Genomic DNA, 25448 nt, shown 5'->3' with positions numbered 1-25448 from the left:
AGGCGCCGGAGGCCCCTTGTGCCTGTTTTCCGGCCATCGCTAACGTGACCGGCCCGGCGGCCTGATCCGGCCACCGGGCCCGACCGAGGAGAGTTCCCCCGCATGGAGATCCAGTCATGACCGCGCCACCGGTGACACTGGCCGCCGGCGCGCTGCGCCAGACGGGGCGCCTGTTCGCGCTCGGGGCCACCGTGTTCGGGCAGATGTGGCGCCGGCCTTTCCAGGTCCGCGAGTTCGTGGAGCAGTTCTGGTTCATCGCGGGCGTGACCATCCTCCCGACCGCGTTCGTGTCGATCCCGTTCGGCGCGGTCATCTCGCTCCAGGTCGGATCGCTCACCCAGCAGCTCGGCGCGCAGTCGTTCACCGGCGGCGCGAGCGTCCTCGCCGTCATCCAGCAGGCCAGTCCGATGATCGTGGCCCTGCTGGTCTCCGGAGTGGCGGGCTCGGCCATCTGCGCCGACATCGGCTCCCGCAAGACCCGCGAGGAACTGGACGCGATGGAGGTGCTCGGCGTCTCCCCGATCCAGCGGCTCATCGTCCCCCGGGTCCTCGCGTGCGTCGCGGTGGCGTTCCTGCTGAACGGGCTCGTGTCGGTGGTCGGTGTCGGGGGCGGCTACTTCTTCAACGTCATGATGCAGGGCGGGACGCCGGGCGCGTACCTGGCGAGCTTCTCCGCCCTGGCCCAGCTCCCCGACCTCTACATCGGCGAGTTCAAGGCGATCCTGTTCGGCTTCATCGCGGGCGTCGTCGCGGCGTACCGGGGCCTGAACCCGCGCGGCGGCCCCAAGGGCGTCGGCGACGTGGTGAACCAGGCGGTCGTCATCACGTTCGTCATGCTCTTCAGCGTCAATCTCGTGATCACCGGGATCTACCTCCAGATCGTTCCGCCGAAGGGAGGGTGAGCGATGGCACTGATCGACTCCGTCCGGCCGGGACGGCTGCTCGGCAAGCTCGACGCACCCGGCGACCAGCTCCTGTTCTACATCCGCGCCATGCTGTGGATCCCGCGCTCGCTGCGCCGCTACATGCGGGAGATCATGCGGCTGCTGTCGGAGGTCTCGTTCGGCAGCGGCAGCCTCGGCGTCGTCGGCGGCACGGTCGGCGTCATGGTCGCGCTGAGCCTCGCGGTCGGCACGATCGTCGGCATGCAGGGCTACTCGGCCCTGCAGCAGATCGGCACGGCGGCCTTCACCGGGTTCGCGTCGGCCTACTTCAACACCCGCGAGATCGCTCCCCTCATCGCGGGCCTCGCGCTCTCCTCGACGATCGGCGCGGGCTTCACCGCGCAGCTCGGCGCGATGCGGATCAGCGAGGAGGTGGACGCGCTGGAGGTCATGGGCATCCCGTCGCTGCCCTACCTCGTGACGACCCGGATCATCGCGGGCACGATCGCCATCGTCCCGCTGTACGCGATCGGCCTGCTGTGCAGCTACCTCGCGTCCCGTGAGGTGACCGTCCTGCTGAACGGGCAGTCGTCGGGCACCTACGACCACTACTTCGGGCTGTTCCTGTCGCCCACGGACGTGCTGCTGTCCTTCTTCAAGGTGATCGTCTTCAGCGTGATGGTGATCCTCTCGCACTGCTACTACGGGTACCGCGCCGTCGGCGGTCCGGCCGGGGTCGGCCGGGCGGTCGGCCGCGCGGTGCGGACCTCGATCGTCCTGATCAGCGTCACGGACTTCTTCCTCAGCCTGGCGATCTGGGGCACGACCACGACCGTGAAGGTGGCCGGATGAGACACCGCAACAAGGCGGCGGCCGGAGTCGTCGGGCAGCGGAGCGCGGGCGTGGCGTTTCTCCTCGTCCCCGCGCTGCTCGTCTGGCTGTCCATCGCCGTCTACAACAAGCAGTTCACGCACGTCGAGTGGGTGACGGTGAAGACCGACACCACCGGCAGCGAGATGCACCCGCACGCGGACGTGAAGCTTCGCGGCGTCGTCGTCGGCGAGGTCCGCGACATCAGCACCGATGGCCGGGTCGCGACGCTCAAGCTCGCGATGCAGCCGGACAAGATGAAGATGATCCCGAGCGACGTCCAGGCGCAGATGCTCCCGACGACGCTGTTCGGTCAGCGTTACGTCGCGCTCGTCCCGCCCACGCAGCCGTCGCCGGCGCGGCTCGCCGCCGGCACGGTCATCGGCCAGGACCGCTCGTCCAACGCGATCGAGCTGCAGCGCGTCCTGAACAACCTGATGCCGCTGATCACGGCGGTCCAGCCGGAGAAGCTGTCGGCGTCGCTGACGGCGGTCTCGCAGGCGCTGGAGGGACGCGGCACCGACCTCGGGCAGACGATGGTGCAGCTCGACTCCTACCTGAAGAAGTTCAACCCGAGCCTGCCGGAGCTGAACCGCACCTTCACCGAGCTGGTGCAGGTCGCCCGCACCTACAGCGAGGCGACGCCCGACATCCTCACCGCGCTCAACGACCTGACGAGCACGAGCCGCACGATCGTCGACCAGGAGAAGAGCCTGTCGGTGATGTACTCCTCGCTGACGTCGGCGTCGGAGAACATCGACGACTTCCTGCGCGAGAACTCCGGGAACCTCATCCGGGTGTCCACGCAGAGCCGGGCCAGCCTCCAGACGCTCGCCCGGTACGCGCCGGAGCTGCCCTGCACGCTCGGGATGATGAACGACTTCATCCCGCTGATGGACAAGGTCCTCGGCAAGGGCACGTCCTCGCCCGGCCTGCACGTCGAGGTGAAGTCGGTGCCGTCCAAGGGCGCCTACGTGCCGGGCAAGGACCGGCCGCGCTTCGGCGGCAACGACGGCCCGCACTGCTATTCGGTGCCCTACGGCAGCTCGCCGCGCCAGCAGACGGCGGCGGCGAACGTCGCGACGCCGACGGCCGTCGCCCCCGGCGGCCTCGGCCTGCCGAACTCGCCGGAGGAGAACCGGCTCGTCAACGAGCTGCTGGCGCCCGGCATGCAGGAGATCCCCGAGACGCTGCCGAACTGGAGCAGCGTGCTCGCAGGCCCGCTCTACCGGGGTACGGAGGTGAAACTCGGATGAGGAACCTCACCGCACCGCTGATCAAGTCGGCCCTCTTCATCTTCGTCACTGTGCTGGCGACGCTGGTGCTCGCGATGAGCATCGCGCAGACCACGAGTGGGAAGACGACCGGCTACAAGGCGCGGTTCACCGACGCGTCCGGGCTCCGGGTGGGCGACAGCGTCCGCATCGCGGGCGTCCAGGTCGGCCGCGTGAAGTCGGTCGAGGTGAAGGACCAGCGCATCGCGCAGGTGTCGTTCACCGTCGAGAAGGACCGGGTGCTGCCCGCCACGTCCACCGCGACGATCAAGTACCTCAATCTCGTCGGGGCGCGGTTCATCGAGCTGGACCGGGGCACCGGGTCGGGCGGCTCGCTCGCCCCGGGCGCGACGATCCCCGTCGACCGCACCACCCCGGCGCTGAACCTGACGGAACTGTTCAACGGGTTCCGGCCCCTGTTCGCGGCGCTGTCCCCGGCGGACGTCAACAAGCTCGCCACCTCGATCGTGCAGATCATGCAGGGCGAGGGCGGCACGGTGCAGGACCTGCTGTCGACGGTCGGGTCGCTGACCGGCGCGATCGCCGACAAGGACAAGGTGATCGGCGAGGTCGTCGACAACCTCACCACCGTCCTGGACACCGTCAACAGCCGGGGTGACGAGCTCTCCAGCCTCATCACCACGCTGCGGCAGCTCGTGTCGGGCCTCGCCGCCGACCGCAAGCCCATCGGCGACGCGATCAGCGCGCTGGACGACCTCGCGACCAGCACGGCGTCGCTGCTGTCGTCCGGACGCCCGGCGCTCAAGAGCGACATCGCCCAGCTCGGGCGGCTGTCGAACAACCTCAACCGCGACCAGCCGACCATCCAGCGGTTCCTCGACACGCTTCCGCAGAAGGAGGCGGCGATCGGCCGGCTCGGGACCTACGGGTCGTGGATGAACTTCTACCTGTGCGAGGCCACCGTGAGCGGCGTGAAGTACCAGACGGTCCCGGGCGGGCAGACCCCGCCCGACCCGACCGGCGTGCAGCGTCCGACCAAGGGCCCCGGCCTGGAGAGGTGCGGTGGCAAATGACGGCTCCCACGCACGCCTCGCCGGGTTCGCGGCGGCGCCAGCCCGCGCGGGTGCGGTCCTGGCGGCCCAAGCCGGTCCGGGACCGCAACCCGATCACCGTCGCGATCGTCGGCCTCGCGCTGATCCTCGCCATCGCCATCGCGGCCCTGAACGTCGCCAATCTGCCGATCATCGGCGGCGGAACCACCTACACCGCGTACTTCGCCGAGTCGGGCGGCCTGCGCGACGGCAACGAGGTCCGCGTCGCGGGCATCAAGGTCGGTTCGGTCACCGGCGTCAAGCTCGACCGCGGCAAGGTCCGGGTCGCGTTCCGGGTCAAGAACACCTGGATCGGCAACACGAGCACCATCGCGATCTCGATCAAGACGCTGCTCGGCGACAAGTACCTCGCCGTCGACCCGCTCGGCCCCGAGGCGCAGCGGCCGGACCAGCCGATCGCGCTGTCGCGCACCACCTCGCCCTATGACGTGGTGCGCGCGTTCGAGGACCTCGCAGGAACCACCGGGGACCTGAACACCAAGGAACTGGCGGCGTCGCTGGACGCCATGTCGGCCGCGTTCGCCCACACCGGGCCGAACGTCAGCAAGGCCCTCGGCGGTCTGTCGGCGCTGTCGAAGACGATCTCCAGCCGGGACGCGCAGCTCGCGCGCCTGCTGGCGGGCACCAAGAAGACCAGCGGCACGCTCGCCGACCAGAACGAGCAGTTCGCGGCGCTCCTGCGCGACGGCAGCACGCTGCTCGGCGAGATCGAGCGGCGGCGCGACGCCATCCACGGGCTGCTCGTCGGCACGCAGGAACTCAGCACCCAGCTCGTCGGGCTCGTCGACGACAACCAGGCGCAGCTCCGGCCGTCCCTGGACGCGCTCGGGAGGGTCGTGGACCTGCTCCAGAAGAACCAGTCCAGCCTCGACCGGGCGCTGAAGCTGGCCGGCCCCTACACCCGGGTGCTGGGCAACTCGCTCGGCAACGGGCGCTGGATGGACGGCTACCTGTGCGGTCTCGTCCCGAAGAACTACCTGCCGGACGGCACACCGCCCGCCACGGGCTGCCAGCCGCCGAAGCCCGGGAAGAAGGGCTGATCATGCTGAGAAGGATGCGCGTCACCCTGCTCGTCCTCGGAGTCGCCGCCGTGCTGGTGGCGGCCGGGATCATCGCGTTCCGTCCGCCGGCGGGCACGAAGGTGACGGTGTACTTCAACACGGCGATCGGAATCTACAAGGGCTCCGACGTCAAGATCCTCGGCGTGAAGTCCGGGCACGTCACCGGCGTCCACGCCGAGGGCACCAAGGTGCGGATCACGCTCGTCGTCGACCACGGGGTGGACGTCCCGGCGGACGCCAAGGCGGTGGCGGTGTCGCCGAGCCTGGTCGCGGACCGGTACGTCCAGCTCCTGCCCGCCTACACCGGCGGGCCGCGCATGGCGTCCGGCACGGTGATCCCCGAGAGCCGGACCGCGACGCCGCTCGAAGTCGACAAGGTCTACGACAGCCTCAAGAAGCTCGCCACCGACCTCGGCCCGAACGGGCTCAACAAGGACGGCGCGGTGTCGCGCGGCCTTCAGGTGGGCGCCGAGAACCTGCGCGGCAACGGCGCGTCGATCGGCACGACGATCGAGAACTTCGGCAAGGCCGCCAAGACCCTCACCGGGTCCCAGGACGACCTGTTCGCCACGATCCGGAGCCTGCAGAGCTTCACCGGAATGATCAAAGACAACGACGGGGCGGTGCGGTCCGCGCAGGCCCAGCTCGCGAACGTCACCGAGTTCCTCGCGGCTGACCGGGAGTCGCTCGGCCGGGCGCTGAGCACCCTCGCCGACGCCCTCGTCCGCGTGCAGAAGTTCATCCGCGACAACCGCGCGGTCCTGGTCAAGAACGTCGGGAAGCTCGCGAAGATCACGCAGACGCTGGTCGACCAGCGGGCCTCGCTCGCCGAGGCGCTGGACAACCAGGCGCTCGCCGCCGGGAGCCTGCTGCGGGCCTACGACCCTTCGAGCCGTGCGCTGATGGGCCGGGCGAACCTCAACGAGCTGAGCATGCCGCTCCCGGCCGCCGGATCGGCCGTCACGACCGGAGGGAAGCCCTGATGACCAGCGAGCACGCGACGCAGGAGGCGCGCGGTCTCCCGGCGCGCCGCAAGCGGCCGGTGCGCCGTGCCGTCACCGTCGCCGTGGCCGGCGCGGTCGCGGCCGGGACGCTGTCGGGCTGCAACCTGAACGTGCAGAGCATGCCGCTGCCCGGCGGCGCGGACATCGGCGACCACCCGTACACGTGGACGGCGACGTTCGCCAACGTCCTCAACCTCGTCCCGCAGTCGTCGGTGAAGGTCAACAACGTCGCGGTCGGGCGCGTGACGAAGGTGTCGCTGCCGACCAACGGGTGGAGCGCCCGGGTGACGATGCTCGTCAACCGCAAGGTGAAGCTGCCCGCCAACGCGTACGCGTCGCTGGAGCAGTCCAGCCTGCTCGGTGAGAAGTTCATCGCGCTGAGCGCGCCGGCGACCGGCGCGACCGGCTCCCTCGGCGACCACGCCGCGATCCCGGTCGAGCGGACCAACCGCAACGTCGAGGTCGAAGAGGTCCTCGGCGCGCTGTCGGCGGTGCTGAACGGCGGTGGGATCTCGCAGATCCGCACCATCACCAAGGAGATGAACAACGCGATCTCCGGCAACGAACCGCAGATCCGTTCGCTGCTGGAGCGGCTGAGCACCCTGACGGTGAAGCTGGACGCCAACAAGGGCAACATCACGGCCGCGATCGACGGCCTCGCGCGGCTGTCGGCCACGATGGGCAGTCGCACGAAGGAGATCGGGACCGTCCTGGACGACCTCGAACCCGGTCTCAAGGTCCTCGACCAGCAGCGCGGCCAGCTCGTGGCGATGCTCGGATCCCTGGACCGGCTCTCCACGGTCGCGGTCCGGACGCTCAACGCCAGCAAGGACGACATCGTCGCCGACCTGAAGGCCCTCGAACCGATCGTCCGCAAGCTCGCCGACTCCGGGCGCGACCTGCCGCGGGCCCTCCAGGTCCTGCTGACCTTCCCGTTCACCGACGCGTCGCTCAAGGCCGTCAAGGGCGACTACATGAACGTCTACCTGCACATCACCGCGCAGCCCGGGACGCAGCTCATCCCGCCGATCACACCGCCCCCGGACCCCGGCAAGAAGGGCGGCGACGGCGGGACGGCGGCGCGGCCCGCCACGTCCCCGACGCTCCCGCTGCCGGCGGCGGGGGAGGCAAGCTGATGATCACTCTCCAGACCAAGATCAAGAACATCGCGTTCGCCATCATCGGTCTCCTGGCGATGGGGTACGTGGCGCTCAACTACGCGAACCTCGGCTGGCTCCTCGGGCAGCGCGACTACTACATCGTCTCGGTCGAGCTGCCCCAGACCGGCGGACTCACCACCAACGCCGACGTCACGTACCGGGGCATGTCGATCGGCCGCGTCGGGACGGTGCACCTCACCGACGACGGCGTCCTCGCCGACCTGCGCATCAAGGACGGCGCGCCGAAGATCCCGGCGCGGACCCAGGCGGTCGTCGCGAACCGGTCGGCGGTCGGCGAGGAGTACATCGACCTGCGCCCGACGGCGGACGGCGGTCCCTACCTCGCGGCGGGGGCGCGCATCCCGCGCTCGGCCACCCAGATCCCGGCGCCGGTGACGGAGCTGCTGAGCAGCCTCAGCGACTTCGCCGCCTCCGTCCCGCCGGACGCGCTGCGCACGTTCGTGAACGAGATCGGCCTGGCGTTCAACGGCCAGGGCCAGAACCTCGGGGCGCTGCTCGACAGCACCCACACGTTCGTCGAGAAGGCCGACAAGAACGCCGCGCCGACGACGGGCCTGATCGACAACTCCGCGGCCGTGCTCGCGACGCAGAACGACCTGTCGCAGTCGATCACCTCGTTCGGCCGCAACGCCCGTCTTCTCGCCGAGCAGCTCCGCAAGTCCGACCCGGACCTGCGGCGCCTGATCGCCGCGGCGCCGGGCGCGTCCAGCGAACTGTCGAAGCTCGTGGACCAGCTCGACCCGTCGTTCAGCGTCCTGCTCGCGAACCTGACGACGACGTCGGACGTCCTGAAGAACCGCGCCCCGGTGTTCGACGAGCTGGCGGCCCGGCTGCCCGGGGTCGTCGCCGCCGCCAACTCGATGATCGCCAAGCGCGGCGACCAGTACGTGCTGAACTTCGGCATGGTCCCGACGTTCTTCAACCCGGAGCCGTGCACGGACGGCTACGGCGGCACCCCCTACCGCAACGGGAACGACCTGACGGCGGGCAAGCCGTTCAACACCGCCGCGCGCTGCGCGTCGCCGCCGTCGACGGGCAAGAACGTCCGGGGTTCGGCGAACGTCCCGAACTACGGGAAGCTGCCGCCGCCCGCGCGCGCCGGTTCGCTCGGGCTCCCCGAGTCGGCGCTGCCGGGCGCGCTGGCCGAACCCGGGCTGCCCGCGCCGGGAGGTACCCTGCTGAGCCCGAGTGCGGGTTGATGATCATCGGCGGGCCGCCGGTCCCGGCGGCCCGCACCACGATCCGGGTGCGCTCATTCCTCGGGGGGACGACTCCGAACGCGCGCGCCCGGTACCGCGGCGCCGCCGCGGCTGCCTTCGGGAGGGGCGATGGACGCTGATCTGGACGCCGACGCGGACGTCGGCACCGACGCCGATGCCGGCGAGCGGCACGAGCCCGCGCCGTCCGAGACGCCGCGAGCGGGCCGCCGGCCGCTGTTCGCGGGCTGGGGGCTGATCGGCTGGGCGTTCATCGTCGCGGCGACCGTGTTCCTCGGCTGGTCGGCGTGGTCGTACTTCGACGCCTCCCACGGCGGGGCGCGCTCGGAGGGCCAGGAGCGCGACAGCGCCCTGCGGGCCGGACGGCAGGAGCTGGCCACGCTCAACAGCATGGACCGGAACCGCGTCGACGCGAACCTGCGCGCGTGGGAGGACGCCACGACCGGTTCGCTGCGCGACCAGCTCCACCGCGACGCCGCCGCCAACCGCCAGAAGATCGCCCAGACCGGGACGAGCGCGGCCGGGAGCGTCCTCGCCGCCGCCGTCACCCGGCTCGACACCGGGACCGGTGACGCCGTCATGATCGCGTCGGTGCAGGTGAAGCTGACGTCCGCGCAGGGCGGCGAGACCTACCAGCGCAAGCGGTACGAGGTCGGGCTGGCCCGCACGGCGGGCGGCTGGAAGCTGAAGTCGCTCACCGCGATCCCGGCGGGCGACCGATGATCGGCCGGGTCCTCGCCCTGTGGCGTCCGCTGCTCGTCGCCCTGGTCATCGCGGGCGCCGGCGCCGGGTTCCTCGTCGCCGCCGCCGACTCGGAGGCGACCTCCCCGGCGGCGAACAAGGCCGCCGTGGACGCCGACGCCACCGCCCGGGTCGCCGCGGACGTCTCCGGCTCGGTCGCGCGGATCTTCTCCTACACTCCGGACGGGCTCGCCGAGACCGAGCGCGCGGCGGCGGCCGTGCTGAAGGGCCGTGCCGCCGAGCAGTACAAGCAGATCCTCGCGCCCGTCAAGCAGCAGGCCCCGGCGCAGCGCCTCACGCTGACGACCAGGGTCGTCCGCGCCGGCGTCGTCTCGCTCGACGACGACCGCGCGGAGCTGCTGGTCTTCCTGGACCAGCGCACCACGCGCGCGGGACAGCCGGTCGGCACGACGGCCGCGGCGCAGCTCACGGTGACGGCACGCCGGGACGGCGGCGACTGGCGCATCACCGACATTCGCTCTAGCTGAGGGAGACGGCGTGGCGAAGACGAGGGAGCACGAGCCCCCCGAGCCCGGCTCCGCGGCCGACGAAGCGATCGCGGAAGCCCCCGGCACCGAGCGCCCCGAGCCGGAGCCTGCTGGGACCGAGGACGACGAGGCCACGAGCGCGTCGACTGAGGACCGTTCCGAAGACGCGGCGACGGACGGCAAGTCCAAGGGCGCGGCGACGGGCGCCGAGCCCGAGCCCAAGGCGGCGGGCGGCAAGCCCGGGAGCGCGGCGACAGACGCTGAGCCCGAAAGCGCGGAGGCGGACGGCGCGTCGGCGGATGCGGCTGCGGACGACGATGCCGAGGACGCGGCGACGGACGGCAAGTCCGAGGGTGCGGCGGCGGGCGGCAAGTCCGCGGACGCCGCGGCGGACGGCGAGTCTTCGGGCGCGGAGGCGGACGGTGAGTCTGCTGAGGACGAGGCTGAGGGCAGTGGCGAGTCCGCGGACGAGGACGGGCCGGGCACCCGAGGAAAGCGGGACGGCGCGTCCGGTACGGCGAAGGCAGCCGCCGCCGAGCGGGCGCGGCGGCGCGCGGCTCGTGCGGGCGGCAGCGGCGGCGGGAGCGGGCGGTCGACGGCCGGGACGTGGGCGGATCCGCTGGCGCGGACCGCGCTCGCTGTCGTCGCCCTCGCGCTCGTGTTCGCGGCGTGGGGCGGCTGGTCGTGGTACACGGCCGCGCACGACGACGGGCTGAAGTTCTCCGAGCTGCGCGAGCAGGTGCGCCAGGCCGGGGAGCAGGACGTCCAGAACCTCAGCACCTTCGACTACCGCCGGTTCGCCCAGGGGCTCGCGAGCTGGCGGGACTCATCCACCGGAGAGCTGCACGACCAGATCGTGCAGGGGTCGGCGCAGTTCGAGAAGGACGTCCAGAGCACGAAGACGATCACGTCCGCGAAGGTTCTCTCGAGCGGCGTGACGGAACTGGACGAGCGCGCGGGCAAGGCGTCCATGATCTTCGCGGTGCGGATCACCGCGACGTCGCCGGACGGTCAGCCGAGCGTGAAGCAGAGTCGGCTGGCGGCCCGGCTGGAGCGCACGCCGTCCGGCTGGAAGGTCAGCGGCCTCGGCGAGGCGCCGACGGGGGGCTCCGGGTCGTGAGCGAGGGGGAGAAGCGCATGGCGGGACGTGTGGGGCGGCTTCCGCTCCTGTTCGGGGTCCTCGCGGTCCTCCTGGCGGCGTTCGCGTTCTACGCGCTCCAGCGCGCCGGGGACCTGCGGGACGGCGCGGCCGTGAAGAACGTGGCGCTGACCGACAACGCGGGGACGAGCGAGGTCAAGGGCGAGGTCGGCGCGCTCGTCGAGAAGATCTTCTCCTACGGCTACACCGATCCCGCGAAGACCGACACGGCGGCGCGGTCCGCGCTGACGGGCAAGGCGACGGGCCAGTACGACGCGCTGTTCAAGTCGGTGCGCGAGCAGGGGCCGACGGAGAAGCTGGTCCTGACGACGACGGTGACCGACAGCGCGGTGACCTCGCTGCGGGACGACCACGCGAGCCTCCTGGTCTTCGCCACCCAGCGCGGCGCGCGCGCGACCGACGGCAAGAACTCCGCCCTGCCGACGATGCTGGGGATCGACGCGGTCCGCCAGAAGGGCCACTGGAAGATCAGCGGGATCAACACCCTGACGAGCTGACCCCGGACGACTCACCGGCGGGCGGCGAGGTAGGAGCGCCAGCCGCCGTGGCGGGTGATGTCGACGGCGTCCGGCAGGGCTTCGGGAGCGCAGAGGAAGCCGGTGACGGACGTCCCGTCGGCCAGTTCGAGCTCGCCCAGCGCCAGCGGACGGGGAATGCCGGTGATGAACGTCGCGAAGCCCGCGGCCGGGACGTCCCACAGCTCCACCTCGATCGCCGCCCCGCCGGACGGGACGCGGACGAGCCCCGGTTTGGGCGGCGTCGTGTCGAGCGCGTAGAGCCGGTAGGCGGACGCGGTCGTCGTGGTCGCGACGAGCCGGGCCCGGCGCTGCGTCAGCTCGTGGTTCAGCGGCTGCCCGGACAGGTGCGCGCCCGCGACCGCCACCCGCACGACCGGCTCCGGGACGAGCAGGTCCGCGACGGCGGCGATCCGGTCGTCGGCGTGCGCGGGACCGAGCAGCATGACGCCGAACGGCAGGCCGTCCACCGTGCCGAACGGCAGCGCAGCGCCGCACAGGCCGAGCAGGTTCGTGCTGTTGGTGAAGCGGCCGAGCCGGGCGTTGGCGCCGACCGGGTCGGCGGCGACGTCGGCGAGCGTCGGATGGCCCGGTGTCGTGGGGAGTAGCAGCGCGTCGGCGTCCCCGAAGGCGGCGAGCGCCCGGTCGCGCAGCTCCGCCAGCCGCTCGCGGTCGGCGAACAGCAGGTGCGCGGGCACGGCGCCCGCCGCGCCGATGATGGACGCGACGACGGGATCGAGGTCCGGCGACCCCTTCTCCACGAACGCCCCGACCGCCGCGTACCGCTCGGCCACGAACGCCCCGTCGTACAGCAGCGCCGCCGCCTCCAGGAACGGCGCCGGGTCGACGGGCAGCAGCTCGGCCCCGGCGGCGGCCAGCGCGCGCGACGCGGCGGCGAACTGCTCGGCCCAGCCGTCGTCCATGTCCCCCAGCGAGGACGGTGAAGGCGCCGCGACACGCCACGGGCCGGGCCGGCGCGCCGCGAGGGACCCCGAAGGCGCCCCGAGGAACGCCAGCGCGCGGCGGGCTTCGGTCAGGGAACGGCCGAACACGGTGACGCAGTCCAGCGAGCGGCACGCCGGGACGACCCCGTCCGCGGAGACGAGCCCGTACGTCGGCTTCAGCCCGACGATCCCGTTGAACGCGGCCGGGACGCGTCCCGACCCGGCCGTGTCGGTGCCGAGCGCGAAGTCCGCGATGCCGAGCGCCACGGCGACCGCCGAACCCGAACTGGATCCGCCCGCCGCGTAGGCGGGGTCCACGGCGTTGCGCACCGCGCCGTACGGGCTGCGCGTCCCGACGAGCCCGGTCGCGAACTGGTCGAGGTTCGTCGTGCCGAGGACGAGCGCCCCGGCGGCCCGCAGCCGCGCGACGGCGGTCGCGTCCCGGTCGGGCAGATAGGCGTAGGACGGGCAGCCCGCCGTGGTGGGCAGCCCGGCGACGTCGATGTTCCCCTTGACGGCGAAGACCGTCCCGGCGAGCGGCAGCGCGTCGTCCAGCGCGGCGGCCTCGGCGCGCACGTCGTCGGCGGGCCGCAGGTCGATCCAGACCTCCGGCCGGTCCGTCTCGGCGATCCGCGCGTACGCGCGCCGCACGCGCTCCACGGCCCGGTCACTCATCGCCGTCCCCCTTCAGCACGACGAGCACCGTGCCCGCCTCCACCTGGTCGCCGGGCCGGACGAGCACCCGCTCGACCACCCCGGCGGCGGGCGCCGCGACGGGCGCCTCCATCTTCATGGCTTCCAGGACGAGCAGGTCCTGGCCCGCGTCCACCCGGTCGCCCGGCTCGACGGCGACCTGCCACACGCTCGCCGCGAACTCCGCCGCCACGGCCCGCGCGCCCGGCGGCAGCTCCACGGCGGCCGGCGGACGCTCCTCGACCGCGTCCGCGCGCGCGAACTCCCCGGCCGCCTCCCACGCGGCGCGCTCGGCGGCGAACGCCGCACCCTGCCGCGCCCGGAACGCGGCGATCGAGTCGGCGTGCTCGGCGAGGAAGCGGCGGTGGTCGGCGAGGGAGAACACGCCGTCCTCGACGCGCGGCTCCAGCCGTCCGGCGGCGGTGTCGGCGCGCAGCTCCAGCAGCTCGTCCGCGCTGACGGGATACCAGCGGATCCGGTCGAAGAACCGCAGCCGCCACGGCTGTTCCGGGCGCCACCCCGACCACACCTGCGTCGTGCGCCCGACGAGCTGGTAACCGCCCGGCCCCTCCATCCCGTAGATGCAGAGATACGCGCCGCCGATGCCGACGGAGTTCTCGGCCGTCCAGGTGCGGGCCGGGTTGTACTTGGTCGTGACGAGCCGGTGCCGGGGATCGAGCGGCGTCGCCACGGGCGCGCCGAGGTAGACGTCGCCGAGGCCGAGGACGAGGTACTCGGCGTCGAACACGGTCCGGTGGACGTCCGCGACGGTGTCCAGGCCGTTGATCCGCCGGATGAACTCGATGTTCCACGGGGCCCAGGGCGCGTCGTCGCGGACCCCGGCCGTGTAGCGGGCGATGGCCTCGCGCGTCGCCGGGTCGTCCCAGGACAGCGGGAGGTGGACGATCCGCGACGGCACCGTCAGGTCTTCGGTCGCTGGCAGGCTCTCCTCGACGTCCCGCAGCGTCGCCAGCAGCGTGCTCTGCGGCAGTTCGGCCGGGTCGACGTGGATCTGGAGGGACCGGATGCCGGGCGTCAGGTCCACGACGCCGTCCAGGCCGAGCGCCGCGACCGCCTCGGCGAGCGCGTGGACGCGCATCCGCAGGCCGAGGTCGAGTTCCATCGGGCCGTACTCGATCAGCACGTTGTCGTCGCCGCTGCGCCGGTAGGTGACCTCGGGACGCGCGGCGGTCGAGGGGAGGCGGCCGAGGACGCCGCCGTCGCCGGGCGCGCCAGCCTCGGGCGGGACGGGCACGAACCGCACCGTGTCGCCCGGCCTGAGCTGGCCGAGCTTCCACCGCTCGCCCGACACGACCGTGGCCGGGCAGACGAAGCCGCCGAGCGAAGGTCCGTCCGGGCCGAGCACGACGGGCATGTCACCGGTGAAGTCGACCGCGCCGACCGCGTAGGGCGTGTCGTGGATGTTCGAGGGGTGCAGGCCAGCCTCGCCGCCGTCCGGCCTGGCCCAGCGCGGCTTGGGGCCGACCAGGCGGACGCCGGTGCGCGCCGAGTTGAAGTGGACCTTCCAGCGGGCGGCGTAGAAGTCGCGGACGTCGTCGTCGGTGAAGAACTCGGGCGCCGCGTGCGGGCCCTCCACGACGCCGATCTCCCAGGCATCGCCGATGCGCGGCGGTGTCTCGGTCTGACCGGTGCGCTCGGTGGCCGTGCCGCCGTGCAGGACGTCGCCGGGCCGCAGCGCGCGCCCCGCGTGGCCGCCGAAGCCGCCGAGCATGAAGGTGGACGCGCTGCCGAGGTAGTCCGGGACGTCCAGGCCGCCCGCGACGAGGACGTAGGTGCGCATCCCGGCGGTGGGGGCGCCGACGTCGAGCACGCCTCCGGCCGGGACGGTCACGGGCTCGTTCTGCGGGACGGCGCTTCCGTCCACGGTCACCGGGGCGGGCGCGCCGGTCACGCAGACCGTTGTGGCGTGGGAGAACCGCAGCTCGGGGCCTTGCAGCGTGCACTCCAGCCCGGGGGCGCCGGGTTCGTTGCCGAGGAGGAGGTTGCCCCGCCGGAACGAACGGTCGTCCATCGGGCCGGAGGGCGGCACGCCCACCTGCCAGTACCCGAGCCGTCCGGGCAGGTCCTGCACGCTCGTCAGCACGCCGGGACGGACGACCTCGATGCGCCGCGAGCCGTCCCGGACCGTGTCGAGCGTCGCCGTGCCGTGGCGCGCCGCCACGAAGTCGGCCTGACGGGCGGCGGCGCGCAGCAGACCGAGGTTGGTCTCGATTCCGGCGACGCGGCTGGCGTCCAGGGCGTGCCGGAGCCGGTCCAGGGCGTTCTCACGGTCCGTGCCGTGGACGATCACCTTGGCGAGCAGCGGGTCGTACGCCGTGGTGACGACCGTCCCGGCCTCGACCCAGCCGTCCACGCGGGCGTCCGCCGGGAACGCGACCTCGGTGAGCAGGCCCGCGCTCGGCAGATGGCCCCGGCTCGGGTTCTCGGCGTAGACGCGGGCCTCCACGGCATGGCCGCGCGGCGCGGGCGCGCCCGTCTGGACGAGCGACCGGTCGCCCTGGGCCAGTTTGAGCATCCACTCGACCAGGTCCACGCCGTAGACGGCCTCGGTGACCGGGTGCTCGACCTGGAGTCTTGTGTTGACCTCCAGGAAATACGCCTCTTCGCGCACCGAGTCGTAGACGAACTCGACCGTCCCTGCCGAGCGGTAATGCACGGACGCGCACAGTGCCGCCGCGCTGCGGGCCAGGACGTCGCGCACCGCGTCGGGGAGGTTCGGTGCGGGGGCCTCTTCGATGACCTTCTGGTTGCGGCGCTGGAGGGAGCAGTCGCGGTCGCCGAAGACGACGACGTCCCCTTCACCGTCGCCGAAGACCTGCACCTCGACGTGGCGCGCGCCCACGACCAAGCGTTCCAGGAAGGCACCGGCCGTGCCGAAGTTCGCCGTGGCGACGCGGCGGACGCCGTCCCACGCGCGGGTCAGGTCGTCCGGGGTCTGGCAGGCGCGCATTCCGATCCCGCCGCCGCCTCCGGTCGCCTTGAGCATGACGGGGTAGCCGATCCGCGCGGCCTCGCGGTGCGCCTCGGCCAGGTCGGTGAGCAGGCCGGTGCCGGGGAGCAGCGGGACGCCGGCGTCGTGCGCGGCGGCGCGGGCGGTGTGCTTGGCGCCGAACAGGTCGATCTGCTCGGGGGTCGGGCCGACGAAGACCAGGCCGGCGTCCTCGACGCGGCGGGCGAAGCTCGAATCCTCGGACAGGAAGCCGTAGCCGGGGTGGATCGCGTCGGCCCCCGTCGCTTGGGCGGCTTGGAGGATCTTCTCGGCGTCCAGGTAGCTCTCGGCGGCCGGGGCGGGGCCGAGCCGGACGGCGCGGTCGGCCAGCCGGACGTGCGGCGCGCCCCGGTCCGGGTCGGAGTGGACGGCGACCGTCCGCAGGCCGAGCCGCCGGGCGGTGCGGATGATGCGGGCGGCGATCTCGCCCCGGTTCGCGACGAGCAGCGTCTCGATCAACGGACCGTCATCCTCACGGGCGTCGGGTCGAAGCCGTTGCACGGGTTGTTGATCTGCGGGCAGTTCGAGACGAGCACGAGGACGTCGGTCTCGGCGCGGAGCGTGACGCTCAGGCCCGGGGCGGAGCGGCCGTCGACGATGCCGAGCGTCCCGTCCGCCTCGACCGGCACGTTCATGAACCAGTTGACGTTGCTGACGAGGTCGCGCTTGCCGAGGCCGTGCTTGGCGCCCTCCGCCAGGAAGTTGTCCACGCACGCGTGCTGCGACCAGGTGTGGTGGCCGTACCGGAGCGTGTTGGACTCCTTGGAGCAGGCGCCGCCGAGCGTGTCGTGCCTTCCGCAGGTGTCGGCGGTGACGGTCATGAGCCGCGTGTGCTCGTTCGACATCAGGACGCTTTCGGTCGACAGATAGATATTGCCCTGGGCCTGGATCGTGTCGGGGGCGCTGTACCGGACGGCCGTGTCGTGCGCGTCGTACACGAGGAAGTCCACGGCCTGGTTGCCGCCGAGATCGGTGATCGTCAGCGACCGTCCGGCCGCGATCACCGCCGACCACGGCGCCCTGGCGGGCACGACCACATCACTCATCACGTCCACACCTTCCGAGTTCCGTTCGACATCACGTTGTTGAGGTTTCGGGGCGGTCATGCGATTCCTCGGGCGGTGAGGTGGTCGGCGGTGTTGAGGAACGCGCGGCGAGCCTCCGGGGTGGAGTTCCAGAGCGGGTCGTCGGGACGCGTCGGCGTGCCCGGACGGGCCAGGACGTCCAGCGGCGTGCAGGCGTAGTCGGGACGCGGGTCGACGGGATGTGCGGTGTTCGCGACGAGCACGATCAGCGGCATCTCGGCGCGCAACGTGATGCTCGCGCCCGGCCGGGACGAATTCTCGAACGTCAGGCGCCCGTCGTCCGGGTCCACGCGCACGCCTTTGAAGAAGGAGATGGACGGCGGCAGGTCGCGCGGAGCAAGACCGTTCTTCGCAGCGGCCAGCTTGAGCAGCTCCCGTCCCGCCGGGGACGCGCCGTGCGGCGAGCCGTCGCCGTACCGGGCCGTGTTGCGGGCCAGCGTGGACGTGCCGCAGACCGTCTCGACGGGCACGTCGGCGGCGAGGACGGACGCCAGGACCCGTCCCTGGTCGGACAGCAGCAGATGACCGGCGCCCGGATAGGCGTTCCAGAGCACCTTGACCGTGTCGGCGACGTTCAGCCGCTCGAACGGACGGTCCGCGACGTACAGCAGGACGTGCGCGCAGGCGTCCCCTTCGAGGTCGGTGAACCGCACCTCCGTGCCGCGCGCGAGCACCTTGTGCGTGTAGTTTCCGCCCGCGACGGTCTCCGCCCAGACCGCGCCGTCCGGAGCGGGGATCCGCGGCATGGCCTCGACCTCGGTGCCGTCCTGAGCGCGGGCGTGATCCCGCGCGCCGTGGGTGGTCGCAGTGGTCATCGCGTCTCCCGTCCGTAGTTTCTGTCGCTCGATAGAAATTAAGGAGATGATGTTGCCGGGCTGTTTCGTCCCGGTTTCTTCCATGGCGCACGGATCTCACCGCACCAGCACGCCCCCACCCGACGCACAACCGGCATGCCATCTCACCGGCCGATCCCAAACGCGTCGCGGCACGCGGGCGAGCCGCGCCCGAGCCGCAAGCACTGCGACTGCGCGTCGCGGCACGCGAGCGGGGCGCGTCCGAGACGGGCGCACCGCGACGTGTGCGTCACCGTGTGCGGACGAGCCGCGTCCGAGGCGCGCGCACCGCGATACGCACGTTGTCGTGTGCAGGCGGGCGCGGTCTGGGCGCGTGCGCCGCGACGTGTGCGTCTCTCGTGCGGTGCGCTGCGGCGAACTGCGCGCCGCGTGAGATGCGACCTCGAAGCACGTGCGCGAGGCGGGGCGGCGGGCTGGTGCGGGCGGGGCGCGTCCGAGGGGCGTGTGCCGCGATGTGCGCGTCGCCGTGCGCTGGCGGGTGCGTTTGGGGCGCGCGCACTGCGACACGCGCGCCGCAGTGTGCGGGCGGGCACGCTCGAGGCGCGTGTACCGGCTGTGGGCGTTGCCGTGTGCGGGCGGGCGCGGTCTGGGCGCGTGCGCCGTGACGTGTGCGTCTCTCGCGCGGTGTGCTGCGGCGAGTTGTGCGCCGTCGGGTGCGACCTCGAAGCGCGTGCGTGGGGTGCGGTGGGCGGGGTGGTGGGGTGGGTGTGGGCGGATGCGGGAGGGGGTGGGGGTTGTGCGAGGATCGGCCGGTGAGCGTCTCTCGCAGAGCTGTCGGCAGGCCGCGTGCCGTTTCCCGTCCGAGCAGCGGGCTCAGCCCGCGTGAGGAGATTCTCGCGGCGGCGGGCGAGCTGTTCACCGTCCGCGGGTACGCGGCGACCTCGACGCGCGAGATCGCCGAGCGGGCCGGCATCCGGCAGGCGTCGATGTACCACTACTTTGGCGGCAAGGAGGAGATCCTCGCGAGCCTGCTGGAGAGCACCGTCCGGCCGTCGCTGGAGACCGCCAGGGCGCTCGGGGACGCGTCCGCGCCGCCCGAGGCGAGGCTGTGGGCGCTCTGCTACCAGGACGCCCGGCTGCTCTGCACGGGCACCCACAACCTCGGCGCGCTCTACCTGCTCCCGGAGGCCGAGCGCATCGCGAGCTTCCAGGGCCTGCGCGCGGAGCTGAAGGACGCCTACGACGACCTGCTGGCCCGGACCGCCGTCACGTCCGTGCTGCCGGACGACGAGCGGACGGTCCGGAGCCGGCTCGTCTTCTCGCTGGTGGAGAGCGTGATCCTGATCCGCCGCGACAACCCGGACCTCGACCCGGACGGCACGGCGGGCGCGACGGCGAACGCCGCGCTACGCGTTGGCGGCGTCCCCGAGCGCGACCTGGCCCGGCTGGCCCGGCTCGGCCGCGCCCTCCTCGACGCGGCCTGACCGCGCGGCCGACGACCGCCGGTAGAGCGCGCCGACCACGATCGCGCCGCCGAGGAACAGCGCGGTGAACCAGGTGAAGTACCACTGGCCGCTCGCGGGCGCGTAGACCGCCGGACGCGGCCACGCCAGGTTCACCGCCATCGCGACGCCGTAGGCGAGGGCGAGCGCGTTCACCGGCAGTCCCCAGCGGCCGAGGGAGAACAGGCGGCGGCCCTGCTCGTCCGTCCCGGCGGGGGCGCCGCCGCGCCACGAGCCGCGCAGCCGCTGGTAGAGCAGCGGGCCGATCACCATCGCGTACGCGACGTACACCATGACGATGCAGGTGGTGCCGACCGCGAGGAACGCGTCCGGCGACACGAAGTCGAGCATGACGACGAGCGCCGCGAGGACGCCCGTGACCAGCGCCGTGCCGATCGGCATCCCGGTGCGCGGCGAGATCCGGGCGAGCGGGCGGGAGAACGGCACCATCCCGTCGCGCGCCATCGAGAACAGCATCCGGGTCGCGGCGGTCTGGATCGCGAGGGTCGCGACGCAGATCGCGACGACGACGTCCGCCAGCAGCACCTTGCCGACCCAGTCGCCGAGCCGGCTCGTCAGGACGTAGGACAGACCGTCGGTCGCGAGCCGTCCGTCGGTGAGGCTCGGCGCGGCCAGCAGGCCCGCGATGATGATCAGGCCGCCGAGCAGCCCGGCGGCGCCGAGCGCGGTGAGGATCGTGCGCGGCGCGACGGCGCGGGGCCGCCGCGTCTCCTCGCTCATCTCGCCCGCGCTGTCGAAGCCGATGAGGACGTACGCGGCGGCGAACGACGCGACGAGCAGCGCCCCGAACGCCCCGCCCCGGCCCGCGCCGACATGGAACGTCGCGGACGGCGCGTGGTCGGCGTGCGTGAGCAGCAGGACGACGATGAGCACTGCGCCGATGATCTCGGCGGTCACGCCGACCACGTTGACGCGGGCCATGATCCGGTTGTCCAGGACGTTCACGAACGTCGTCGCGGCGAGCAGGATCAGGCCGAGGACGGCGGCGTTCGCGGCCCCGGTGTCCGAGACCGGCGACGGGTCGCCGCCGACGAGCTGGAAGCCGTCCCAGATCGCGGGCAGGACGACCTGGAGCGCGAGCGCCGCCGCCGCGATGACCACGACCTGCCCCAGCACCATGATCCAGCCGGCGAACCAGCCGAACGCGGCGGTGCTCATCCGGCTCGACCACTGGTAGATGGCGCCCGAGATGGGGTAGCGGGCGGCCAGTTCGGCGAAGCACAGTGCGACGAGGAACTGGCCGGCGAGGACGACCGGCCACGTCCAGAAGAAGGCGGGGCCGCCGAAGGCGAAGCCGAGCCCGAAGAACTGGAAGACCGTGGTCAGCACGGAGATGAAGGAGAAGCCCGCGGCGAACGACGCGTACCTCCCCATGCTGCGGTGGAGCTCCTGCCGGTAGCCGAACGCCTGGAGGACGCGCGCGTCGGCCGAGGGCTCCGAGGCGGACGGCGCGGTGGGGACGGACATGGGGCCTCCCAGGGGGCCGCTAATTTCTGTCGGTTGACAGATAGATAGGCGGCGGCCGTTTCCGCCCCACGTCGCGTCCGTTTCGCGCTCGTAACGTCGCCCTCACGTCCCTGCGGCCCCCGAATCCCGCGCACGTCCTCCCCCCACGTCCGGACCGCCCCGCCCCGCCCCGACTGCCCGGCCCGCCCCCCGCCGAGCCGCGCCGAGCCGCGCCGAGCCCCGCCGAGTCCCGCCGCGCCGCGCTGAGCCGCGCCGCGCTGAGCCGCGCCGAGCCCCGCCGGGTCGCGCAGCCCCGTCCCGCCCGCTTCGCGCCGCCCCGCCCCGCGCCGGGCCGCGCCGTGCCGCGCCGGGCCGCGCCGTGCCGCGCCGCGCCGGGCCGCGCCGGGCCGCGCCGGGCCGCGCCGTCTCGCGCCGTGCCGTGCCGTGCCGCGCTGTCTCGCGCTGTCTCGCGCCGCGTCGGGACGCGCCGTGTCGCCCTGCCCCGTGTCGCCCTGCCCCGTGCCGCGCCACCCGTGCCGCGCCACCCGTGCCGCGCCACCCGTGCCGCGCCACCCGTGCCGCGCCTGGCCGTGCCGCGCCACCCGTGCCGCGCCTGGCCGTGCCGCGCCTGGCCGTGCCGCGCCTGGCCGTGCCGTGCCTGGCCGTGCCGTGCCGTGCTGCGCCGAGGGGATGCCGTGCTGGGGGATGTCGTGCCGTGTCGCGCTGGGGTGCGCCGGGGCCACGTTGGCCTGTGCTGGCTGGGTCGGGTTGGGTTTCCCGGAGTGGAGCCGGGGCGCGTTGTGCTGTGTTCTGGTGTGGGCTGGGTGGTGGGTCGGGTGTTTGCTGTGGGGGTTAGGTGGGTTGGGTTAGGAGGGTTTTCAGGCGGGCTGCGTTGCGTTGGGCGTGGTCGGCGCAGCAGTTGTTGAAGATCACGTGGGTGGTGGCTTGTTCGGCCAGGGTGCGGATGCGGGTGGCCCAGGTTCTTAGTTCGTCGTCTTCGTAGAAGTAGGTGAAGCGGCGGTCCAGGTCGCCGCTCGTCCAGTCTTTGCTGTGGCCGTGGAAGCGGACTACGGCCAGGTCTGATGTTGCTGCGGTTCGGGGTGGGACGGACGAGGTGTGGCCCTGGGGCATGTCCACGACTACGTAGGGGAGGTCGTGGGCGGTTAGGAACTCCAGGGTTTCGTGCTCGTGTTCTGGTGCCATCCAGCTTTGGTGGCGGAACTCGACGCAGATCCTCAGCGGCGCGCAGCGTTTCTGGATCTCCAGGATGCGGGCGCGGGACTTCGCGGTCGCGGTGAACCAGGGTGGGAACTGGAACAGGACGGCTCCCAGGCGGTTCGCGTCGTCGAGAACGGCCAGTGTGGTGAGGAAGCGGTGCCAGAGTTCGTCCAGGATCTCGTCGGGGACGTCCTTCGGGTAGAGGCGACGGTCCGGTACGGCGGCGCGGAGGTCGCGCGGTAGGGACGACGGACGTGTCGGATGCCCGGTCAGCAGCGCGAACGCCTTGACGTTGAACGTGAAGCCGTCCGGCGTCCGGTCGCGCCACGCGCGCACGGTCTGCTCCGACGGCAGCGCGTAGTAACTCGCGTCCACCTCGACGAGGGGGAACTGCGTGGCGTAGTGGCGCAGGCGGGACTCGGGGGTGCGGGCCTCGGCCGGGTACCAGCCCGACGCGATCAGCGTCCGGTGGGTCCAGGAGGCCGTGCCGACCAGGATGTCGCCCATGTCCGCCCGGCTTACCCGGCGGGCTAGAGGTAATGCCCCAGCAGTTCTTCGGGCTTGTCCAGGACGGGCGGCAGGTCCTCCGGGAGCAGCGTGACCAGCGACCGGCGCGACGGCGACGGGTGCGACGCGATCCGCTCCGACTGCCGGGCGATGGCCACGTCCAGCAGGTTCCGCATCAGCCGGCCGTTGCCGAACGACGATCCGCGCGGCGTGGCGCGCAGCATCCGGCCGAGGCGGTCGCGGGTGCCGTCGGCGAGCGCGAACCCGCTGTCGCCCGCCAGGTACTCGAACACCTGGATCAGTTCGGCGTCGGTGTAGTCGTCGAAGTGGATCTGCTTGGGGAACCGCGAGTCCAGGCCGGGGTTGGCCGCCAGGAACTCCTTCATCTCCCGCTCGTAGCCGGCGACGACGACCACCAGGTCCTCGCGGTGGTCCTCCATCAGCTTCACGAGTTCGGCGATCGCCTCGTAGCCGTAGTCGCCCTTCAAAGCGGACTGGCTCAGCGTGTACGCCTCGTCGATGAACAGGACGCCGCCGAGCGCGCGCTCCACGAGCCGCCGGGTGCGCGGCGCGGTCTGCCCGATGTACTCGCCGACGAGGTGCGCCCGCGACGCCTCCACCAGGTGCCCGGACGACAGGACGCCGAGCCGCTTGTAGATCCGCCCGAGCAGCCGCGCCACCATCGTCTTGCCGGTGCCGGGGTTGCCGGTGAAGACCATGTGCCGCGTCGGCGGCGCGACCTTCAGCCCCGCCTCGCGCCGCAGCCGCGCGGCCTGCGTGCCCGCGACGAGCAGCGCGATCTCCTTCTTGACGGTGTCCAGCCCGGTGAGCGCGGTGAGGTCGGCGAGCGGGTTGCCGAGCGTCTGCCCGGTGTCGAGGGTGAGCGGCAGGTCCTGCTTGCGGACGACCGGTTCCCCGTCGCGGGCGAGGACGCGCGGCATGACCTGGTCGGCGAGGTGCCGGGCGAGGCGCGCGTTGCGGAGCGTCTGGACGGGCGGCGTCAGCGCGAGCAGTTCCCCGGCGGCGCCGGCGGCCTGCCGGGTGACGCGCCCGCCGGCCGCCTCGACGGCCCGCCGGAACAGTTCGGCGTGCCCCTCGGCGGTGAACGGGCGCGAGTGCGCGATCCGGAACTGCTGCGGCAGCGCCGGGTCGACCTCGCGGATGCGCTCGTCCCCGGCCGCGCCGCACAGTGCGACGATGTGCAGATCGGGATGGATCGCGAGGACGCGGTTCAGCTCGGCCGCGAACACCTCGCCGTTGCCCGGGTCGGTGATCACCGCGTCCAGCCCGTCGATGATCATCAGCCGGTCGCCGACCGAGTCGCGGGCGTCGGCGTGCAGGCGCGCGACGGCGTCCGACAGCCGCTGCCCGACGAACAGGTTCCCGGTGAGCCAGAGCGGGTCCCGGCCGAGGGACAGGACGCGGCCGAGCTCCTGCGCGGCGTCGCGCTTGCCGGTGCTGTCGGGTCCGGCGAGCAGCAGCCGGACGGTCCCCCCGGCCGCGACGGTCTCGCGCAGCGCCGCGACGATCTCGGGCTGCTCGACCAGCCGCGCCCCGATCGGCGGGGCCTGCGGCTCGCCGGACGCGCCGTCCGGCGTGGCGGGCGCCGTCCGGGGGACCTGCCGGAGCGTGTCGCCGAGCGCGTTCACCACGCGGCGGCGCGGCCCGAAGATCCGCCGCAGGTCGGTCTGGAACTGCCGGACGGGGATCCACTCGGTGCGCGGGAACCACGGGTCGCCGGGCAGGCCCTGGACGGTCGCGACGAACCGCATCGCCATGTCCAGCCAGGCCCGGCAGGCGTCCGCCGCGCCCTCGACCAGCGCGCGGGCGAGCCACGCCTGCGTGTGCTCCTGCCAGCGGGCGGCCTTGAACCCGCGCCGCTCGGCGGCGAACCGCTCGCGCAGCGCGCCGTAGCGGTCCTCGCCGAGCGCGACGACCATCTCGGCGGGGACGTGCTCCATGCTGCCCTGCAGCAGCAGCCGGGCCAGGTGCGTGGTGACGCTCTCCTCGACGGGCGCGGCGGCGTTCAGGTGCTCGAACGCGGCCAGCAGCCCCTGGACGACCCACTCCAGATAGCCGACGGGCCCGAGCAGTTCGGGCAGCAGCGCGATCGTCTCGTCGTCGGCGCGGGCGCTCCAGTGCTCGCGCAGCTCCAGCTTCGGGAGGTTGACGTCGCAGTCCGGCGGGTCGGCGTAGAGGCGCAGCAGGGCGCCCCGGCGCTCGTCCAGCGGCGCGATGCCCTCCAGCGCGACGAGCGCGTCCCGGGCCAGCTCGATGGCCAGCTCGCGGTCGGCGACCTCAATCAGCCAGTCCACCGGGGGGCGCCACCGGCCGCCGGGCGCGTCCCAGCGGGTCATGCGGGTGTTGAGCTGCGCCGGGTTGACCAGATGGCGCCCGAGCAGCCGCTCGGGGAGCTGCGACCACGAGCCCGCCTTGATCGCGCCGCCGCCCGGCAGGTAGGCGAGGATCCCGAAGGTCTCGGCCAGGACGAGCGGCGCGGGCAGGGTCAGCAGCTTGTGCTCGTCGGTGGTGAGCCCGGCGGCGCGCGGATCGGCGGCCAGCGCGTCGATCCGGGCGCTGACCTGCTCGAACAGGCCGTCCGGCACACGCCAGGGTCCGTAGGCGTAGACGTCGAGGACCGGCTCGTCGGTGAGCAGTAGCTCCAGATGCTCCGGCAGCCGCAACGCAATCTCCCCAAGATTCAACAAAGCCGTGGTAACAGCCTACGAGCGTCGGCGGCTGCTCCGCGCGCCCGAACTCA

The 25448-nt window shown here is 72.7% G+C and carries 20 protein-coding genes; 13 read left to right on the top strand and 7 right to left on the bottom strand.

Features of this window, described 5'->3' with window-relative positions; all coding sequences use genetic code 11:
- Positions 1-116 precede the first annotated feature (116 nt).
- The 12 genes from GQ466_RS29050 (at position 117) to GQ466_RS28995 (ending at position 11449) form a co-directional block, all read left to right on the top strand.
- A complete protein-coding gene (locus GQ466_RS29050; protein WP_272918123.1) occupies positions 117-902 on the top strand; it encodes an MlaE family ABC transporter permease in 786 nt (261 codons plus the stop codon).
- A gap of 3 nt (positions 903-905) precedes the next feature.
- Positions 906-1736 (top strand): MlaE family ABC transporter permease, encoded by an 831-nt coding sequence (locus tag GQ466_RS29045; protein WP_161106263.1) that lies wholly within the window; start codon positions 906-908, stop codon positions 1734-1736.
- Positions 1733-3010, top strand: a complete 1278-nt coding sequence (locus tag GQ466_RS29040; RefSeq protein ID WP_161106262.1) for an MCE family protein — start codon at positions 1733-1735, stop codon at positions 3008-3010. The genes GQ466_RS29045 and GQ466_RS29040 overlap by 4 nt, the downstream gene beginning before the upstream one ends.
- A complete protein-coding gene (locus GQ466_RS29035; protein ID WP_161106261.1) occupies positions 3007-4062 on the top strand; it encodes an MCE family protein in 1056 nt (351 codons plus the stop codon). Before GQ466_RS29040 ends, GQ466_RS29035 begins: the two co-directional genes overlap by 4 nt.
- Positions 4059-5141, top strand: coding sequence for an MCE family protein (locus tag GQ466_RS29030; protein ID WP_161106260.1), 1083 nt, complete (start codon positions 4059-4061; stop codon positions 5139-5141). The genes GQ466_RS29035 and GQ466_RS29030 overlap by 4 nt, the downstream gene beginning before the upstream one ends.
- A 14-nt stretch (positions 5142-5155) precedes the next feature.
- Positions 5156-6145 (top strand): MCE family protein, encoded by a 990-nt coding sequence (locus GQ466_RS29025; RefSeq protein WP_237418481.1) that lies wholly within the window; start codon positions 5156-5158, stop codon positions 6143-6145.
- Positions 6145-7302, top strand: coding sequence for an MCE family protein (locus tag GQ466_RS29020; protein ID WP_161106258.1), 1158 nt, complete (start codon positions 6145-6147; stop codon positions 7300-7302). The genes GQ466_RS29025 and GQ466_RS29020 overlap by 1 nt, the downstream gene beginning before the upstream one ends.
- The gene (locus GQ466_RS29015; RefSeq protein WP_161106257.1) at positions 7302-8546 is read left to right on the top strand and encodes an MCE family protein; all 1245 of its coding nucleotides are present in this window, start codon (positions 7302-7304) and stop codon (positions 8544-8546) included. The genes GQ466_RS29020 and GQ466_RS29015 overlap by 1 nt, the downstream gene beginning before the upstream one ends.
- 129 nt (positions 8547-8675) lie before the next feature.
- Positions 8676-9287: a hypothetical protein gene (locus GQ466_RS29010; RefSeq protein ID WP_237418480.1), complete on the top strand. Its 612-nt coding sequence runs from the start codon at positions 8676-8678 to the stop codon at positions 9285-9287.
- Positions 9284-9793, top strand: a complete 510-nt coding sequence (locus GQ466_RS29005; protein ID WP_161106256.1) for a hypothetical protein — start codon at positions 9284-9286, stop codon at positions 9791-9793. The genes GQ466_RS29010 and GQ466_RS29005 overlap by 4 nt, the downstream gene beginning before the upstream one ends.
- Before the next feature lie 10 nt (positions 9794-9803).
- Complete coding sequence (locus GQ466_RS31110) at positions 9804-10913, top strand: hypothetical protein (protein WP_202421276.1); 1110 nt, start codon at positions 9804-9806, stop codon at positions 10911-10913.
- Positions 10914-10930: 17 nt separating this feature from the next.
- On the top strand, positions 10931-11449 hold the full coding sequence (locus tag GQ466_RS28995; RefSeq protein WP_161106255.1) for a hypothetical protein: 519 nt from the start codon (positions 10931-10933) through the stop codon (positions 11447-11449).
- A gap of 11 nt (positions 11450-11460) precedes the next feature.
- On the opposite strand, the gene GQ466_RS28990 is transcribed toward GQ466_RS28995, so the two are convergent.
- The 4 genes from GQ466_RS28990 to GQ466_RS28975 are packed head-to-tail and all read right to left on the bottom strand — an operon-like array spanning position 11461 to position 18014.
- On the bottom strand, positions 11461-13086 hold the full coding sequence (locus GQ466_RS28990) for an allophanate hydrolase (RefSeq protein WP_161106254.1): 1626 nt from the start codon (positions 13084-13086) through the stop codon (positions 11461-11463).
- Positions 13079-16573, bottom strand: coding sequence for a 5-oxoprolinase/urea amidolyase family protein (locus GQ466_RS28985; protein WP_161106253.1), 3495 nt, complete (start codon positions 16571-16573; stop codon positions 13079-13081). The genes GQ466_RS28990 and GQ466_RS28985 overlap by 8 nt, the downstream gene beginning before the upstream one ends.
- Positions 16570-17160: an urea amidolyase associated protein UAAP2 gene (locus tag GQ466_RS28980; RefSeq protein ID WP_202421275.1), complete on the bottom strand. Its 591-nt coding sequence runs from the start codon at positions 17158-17160 to the stop codon at positions 16570-16572. The genes GQ466_RS28985 and GQ466_RS28980 overlap by 4 nt, the downstream gene beginning before the upstream one ends.
- Before the next feature lie 56 nt (positions 17161-17216).
- On the bottom strand, positions 17217-18014 hold the full coding sequence (locus GQ466_RS28975; protein WP_161106251.1) for an urea amidolyase associated protein UAAP1: 798 nt from the start codon (positions 18012-18014) through the stop codon (positions 17217-17219).
- 791 nt (positions 18015-18805) lie between these two features.
- On the opposite strand from GQ466_RS28975, the gene GQ466_RS28970 reads away from it, so the two are divergent.
- Positions 18806-19477, top strand: a complete 672-nt coding sequence (locus GQ466_RS28970) for a TetR family transcriptional regulator (RefSeq protein ID WP_161106250.1) — start codon at positions 18806-18808, stop codon at positions 19475-19477.
- Here GQ466_RS28970 and GQ466_RS28965 read toward each other — a convergent pair.
- The 3 genes from GQ466_RS28965 to GQ466_RS28955 all read right to left on the bottom strand — a co-directional run bounded on the left by GQ466_RS28965 (position 19400) and on the right by GQ466_RS28955 (position 25371).
- Positions 19400-20983, bottom strand: coding sequence for an amino acid permease (locus GQ466_RS28965; protein ID WP_161106249.1), 1584 nt, complete (start codon positions 20981-20983; stop codon positions 19400-19402). The two genes, GQ466_RS28970 and GQ466_RS28965, sit on opposite strands and share 78 nt — an antisense overlap.
- An 831-nt stretch (positions 20984-21814) precedes the next feature.
- Entirely contained in the window at positions 21815-22687 is an 873-nt protein-coding gene (locus GQ466_RS28960) for a DUF72 domain-containing protein (RefSeq protein ID WP_161106248.1), read from the bottom strand.
- A 23-nt stretch (positions 22688-22710) separates the two neighbouring features.
- Positions 22711-25371, bottom strand: a complete 2661-nt coding sequence (locus GQ466_RS28955) for an AAA family ATPase (protein ID WP_161106247.1) — start codon at positions 25369-25371, stop codon at positions 22711-22713.
- Positions 25372-25448: the final 77 nt, after the last annotated feature.

Origin of the sequence: Actinomadura rayongensis (assembly GCF_009831215.1) — a bacterium.
Classification (GTDB): domain Bacteria; phylum Actinomycetota; class Actinomycetes; order Streptosporangiales; family Streptosporangiaceae; genus Spirillospora; species Spirillospora rayongensis.
Note: the sequence above shows the minus strand (reverse complement) of the source record. Positions and strands in the feature narration are given on the sequence as shown.

Bases quoted from the DNA above. Each gene is read 5' to 3' on its own strand.
- GQ466_RS29035 (WP_161106261.1), top strand. From the start codon at position 3,007: ATGAGGAACCTCACCGCACCGCTGATCAAGTCGGCCCTCTTCATCTTC.
- GQ466_RS29050 (WP_272918123.1), top strand. From the start codon at position 117: ATGACCGCGCCACCGGTGACACTGGCCGCCGGCGCGCTGCGCCAGACG.
- GQ466_RS29005 (WP_161106256.1), top strand. From the start codon at position 9,284: ATGATCGGCCGGGTCCTCGCCCTGTGGCGTCCGCTGCTCGTCGCCCTG.
- GQ466_RS28975 (WP_161106251.1), bottom strand. From the start codon at position 18,014: ATGACCACTGCGACCACCCACGGCGCGCGGGATCACGCCCGCGCTCAG.
- GQ466_RS29030 (WP_161106260.1), top strand. From the start codon at position 4,059: ATGACGGCTCCCACGCACGCCTCGCCGGGTTCGCGGCGGCGCCAGCCC.
- GQ466_RS28965 (WP_161106249.1), bottom strand. From the start codon at position 20,983: ATGTCCGTCCCCACCGCGCCGTCCGCCTCGGAGCCCTCGGCCGACGCG.
- GQ466_RS29020 (WP_161106258.1), top strand. From the start codon at position 6,145: ATGACCAGCGAGCACGCGACGCAGGAGGCGCGCGGTCTCCCGGCGCGC.
- GQ466_RS28995 (WP_161106255.1), top strand. From the start codon at position 10,931: ATGGCGGGACGTGTGGGGCGGCTTCCGCTCCTGTTCGGGGTCCTCGCG.
- GQ466_RS29010 (WP_237418480.1), top strand. From the start codon at position 8,676: ATGGACGCTGATCTGGACGCCGACGCGGACGTCGGCACCGACGCCGAT.
- GQ466_RS28990 (WP_161106254.1), bottom strand. From the start codon at position 13,086: ATGAGTGACCGGGCCGTGGAGCGCGTGCGGCGCGCGTACGCGCGGATC.
- GQ466_RS29040 (WP_161106262.1), top strand. From the start codon at position 1,733: ATGAGACACCGCAACAAGGCGGCGGCCGGAGTCGTCGGGCAGCGGAGC.
- GQ466_RS29025 (WP_237418481.1), top strand. From the start codon at position 5,156: ATGCGCGTCACCCTGCTCGTCCTCGGAGTCGCCGCCGTGCTGGTGGCG.
- GQ466_RS29015 (WP_161106257.1), top strand. From the start codon at position 7,302: ATGATCACTCTCCAGACCAAGATCAAGAACATCGCGTTCGCCATCATC.
- GQ466_RS28980 (WP_202421275.1), bottom strand. From the start codon at position 17,160: ATGAGTGATGTGGTCGTGCCCGCCAGGGCGCCGTGGTCGGCGGTGATC.
- GQ466_RS29045 (WP_161106263.1), top strand. From the start codon at position 906: ATGGCACTGATCGACTCCGTCCGGCCGGGACGGCTGCTCGGCAAGCTC.
- GQ466_RS28960 (WP_161106248.1), bottom strand. From the start codon at position 22,687: ATGGGCGACATCCTGGTCGGCACGGCCTCCTGGACCCACCGGACGCTG.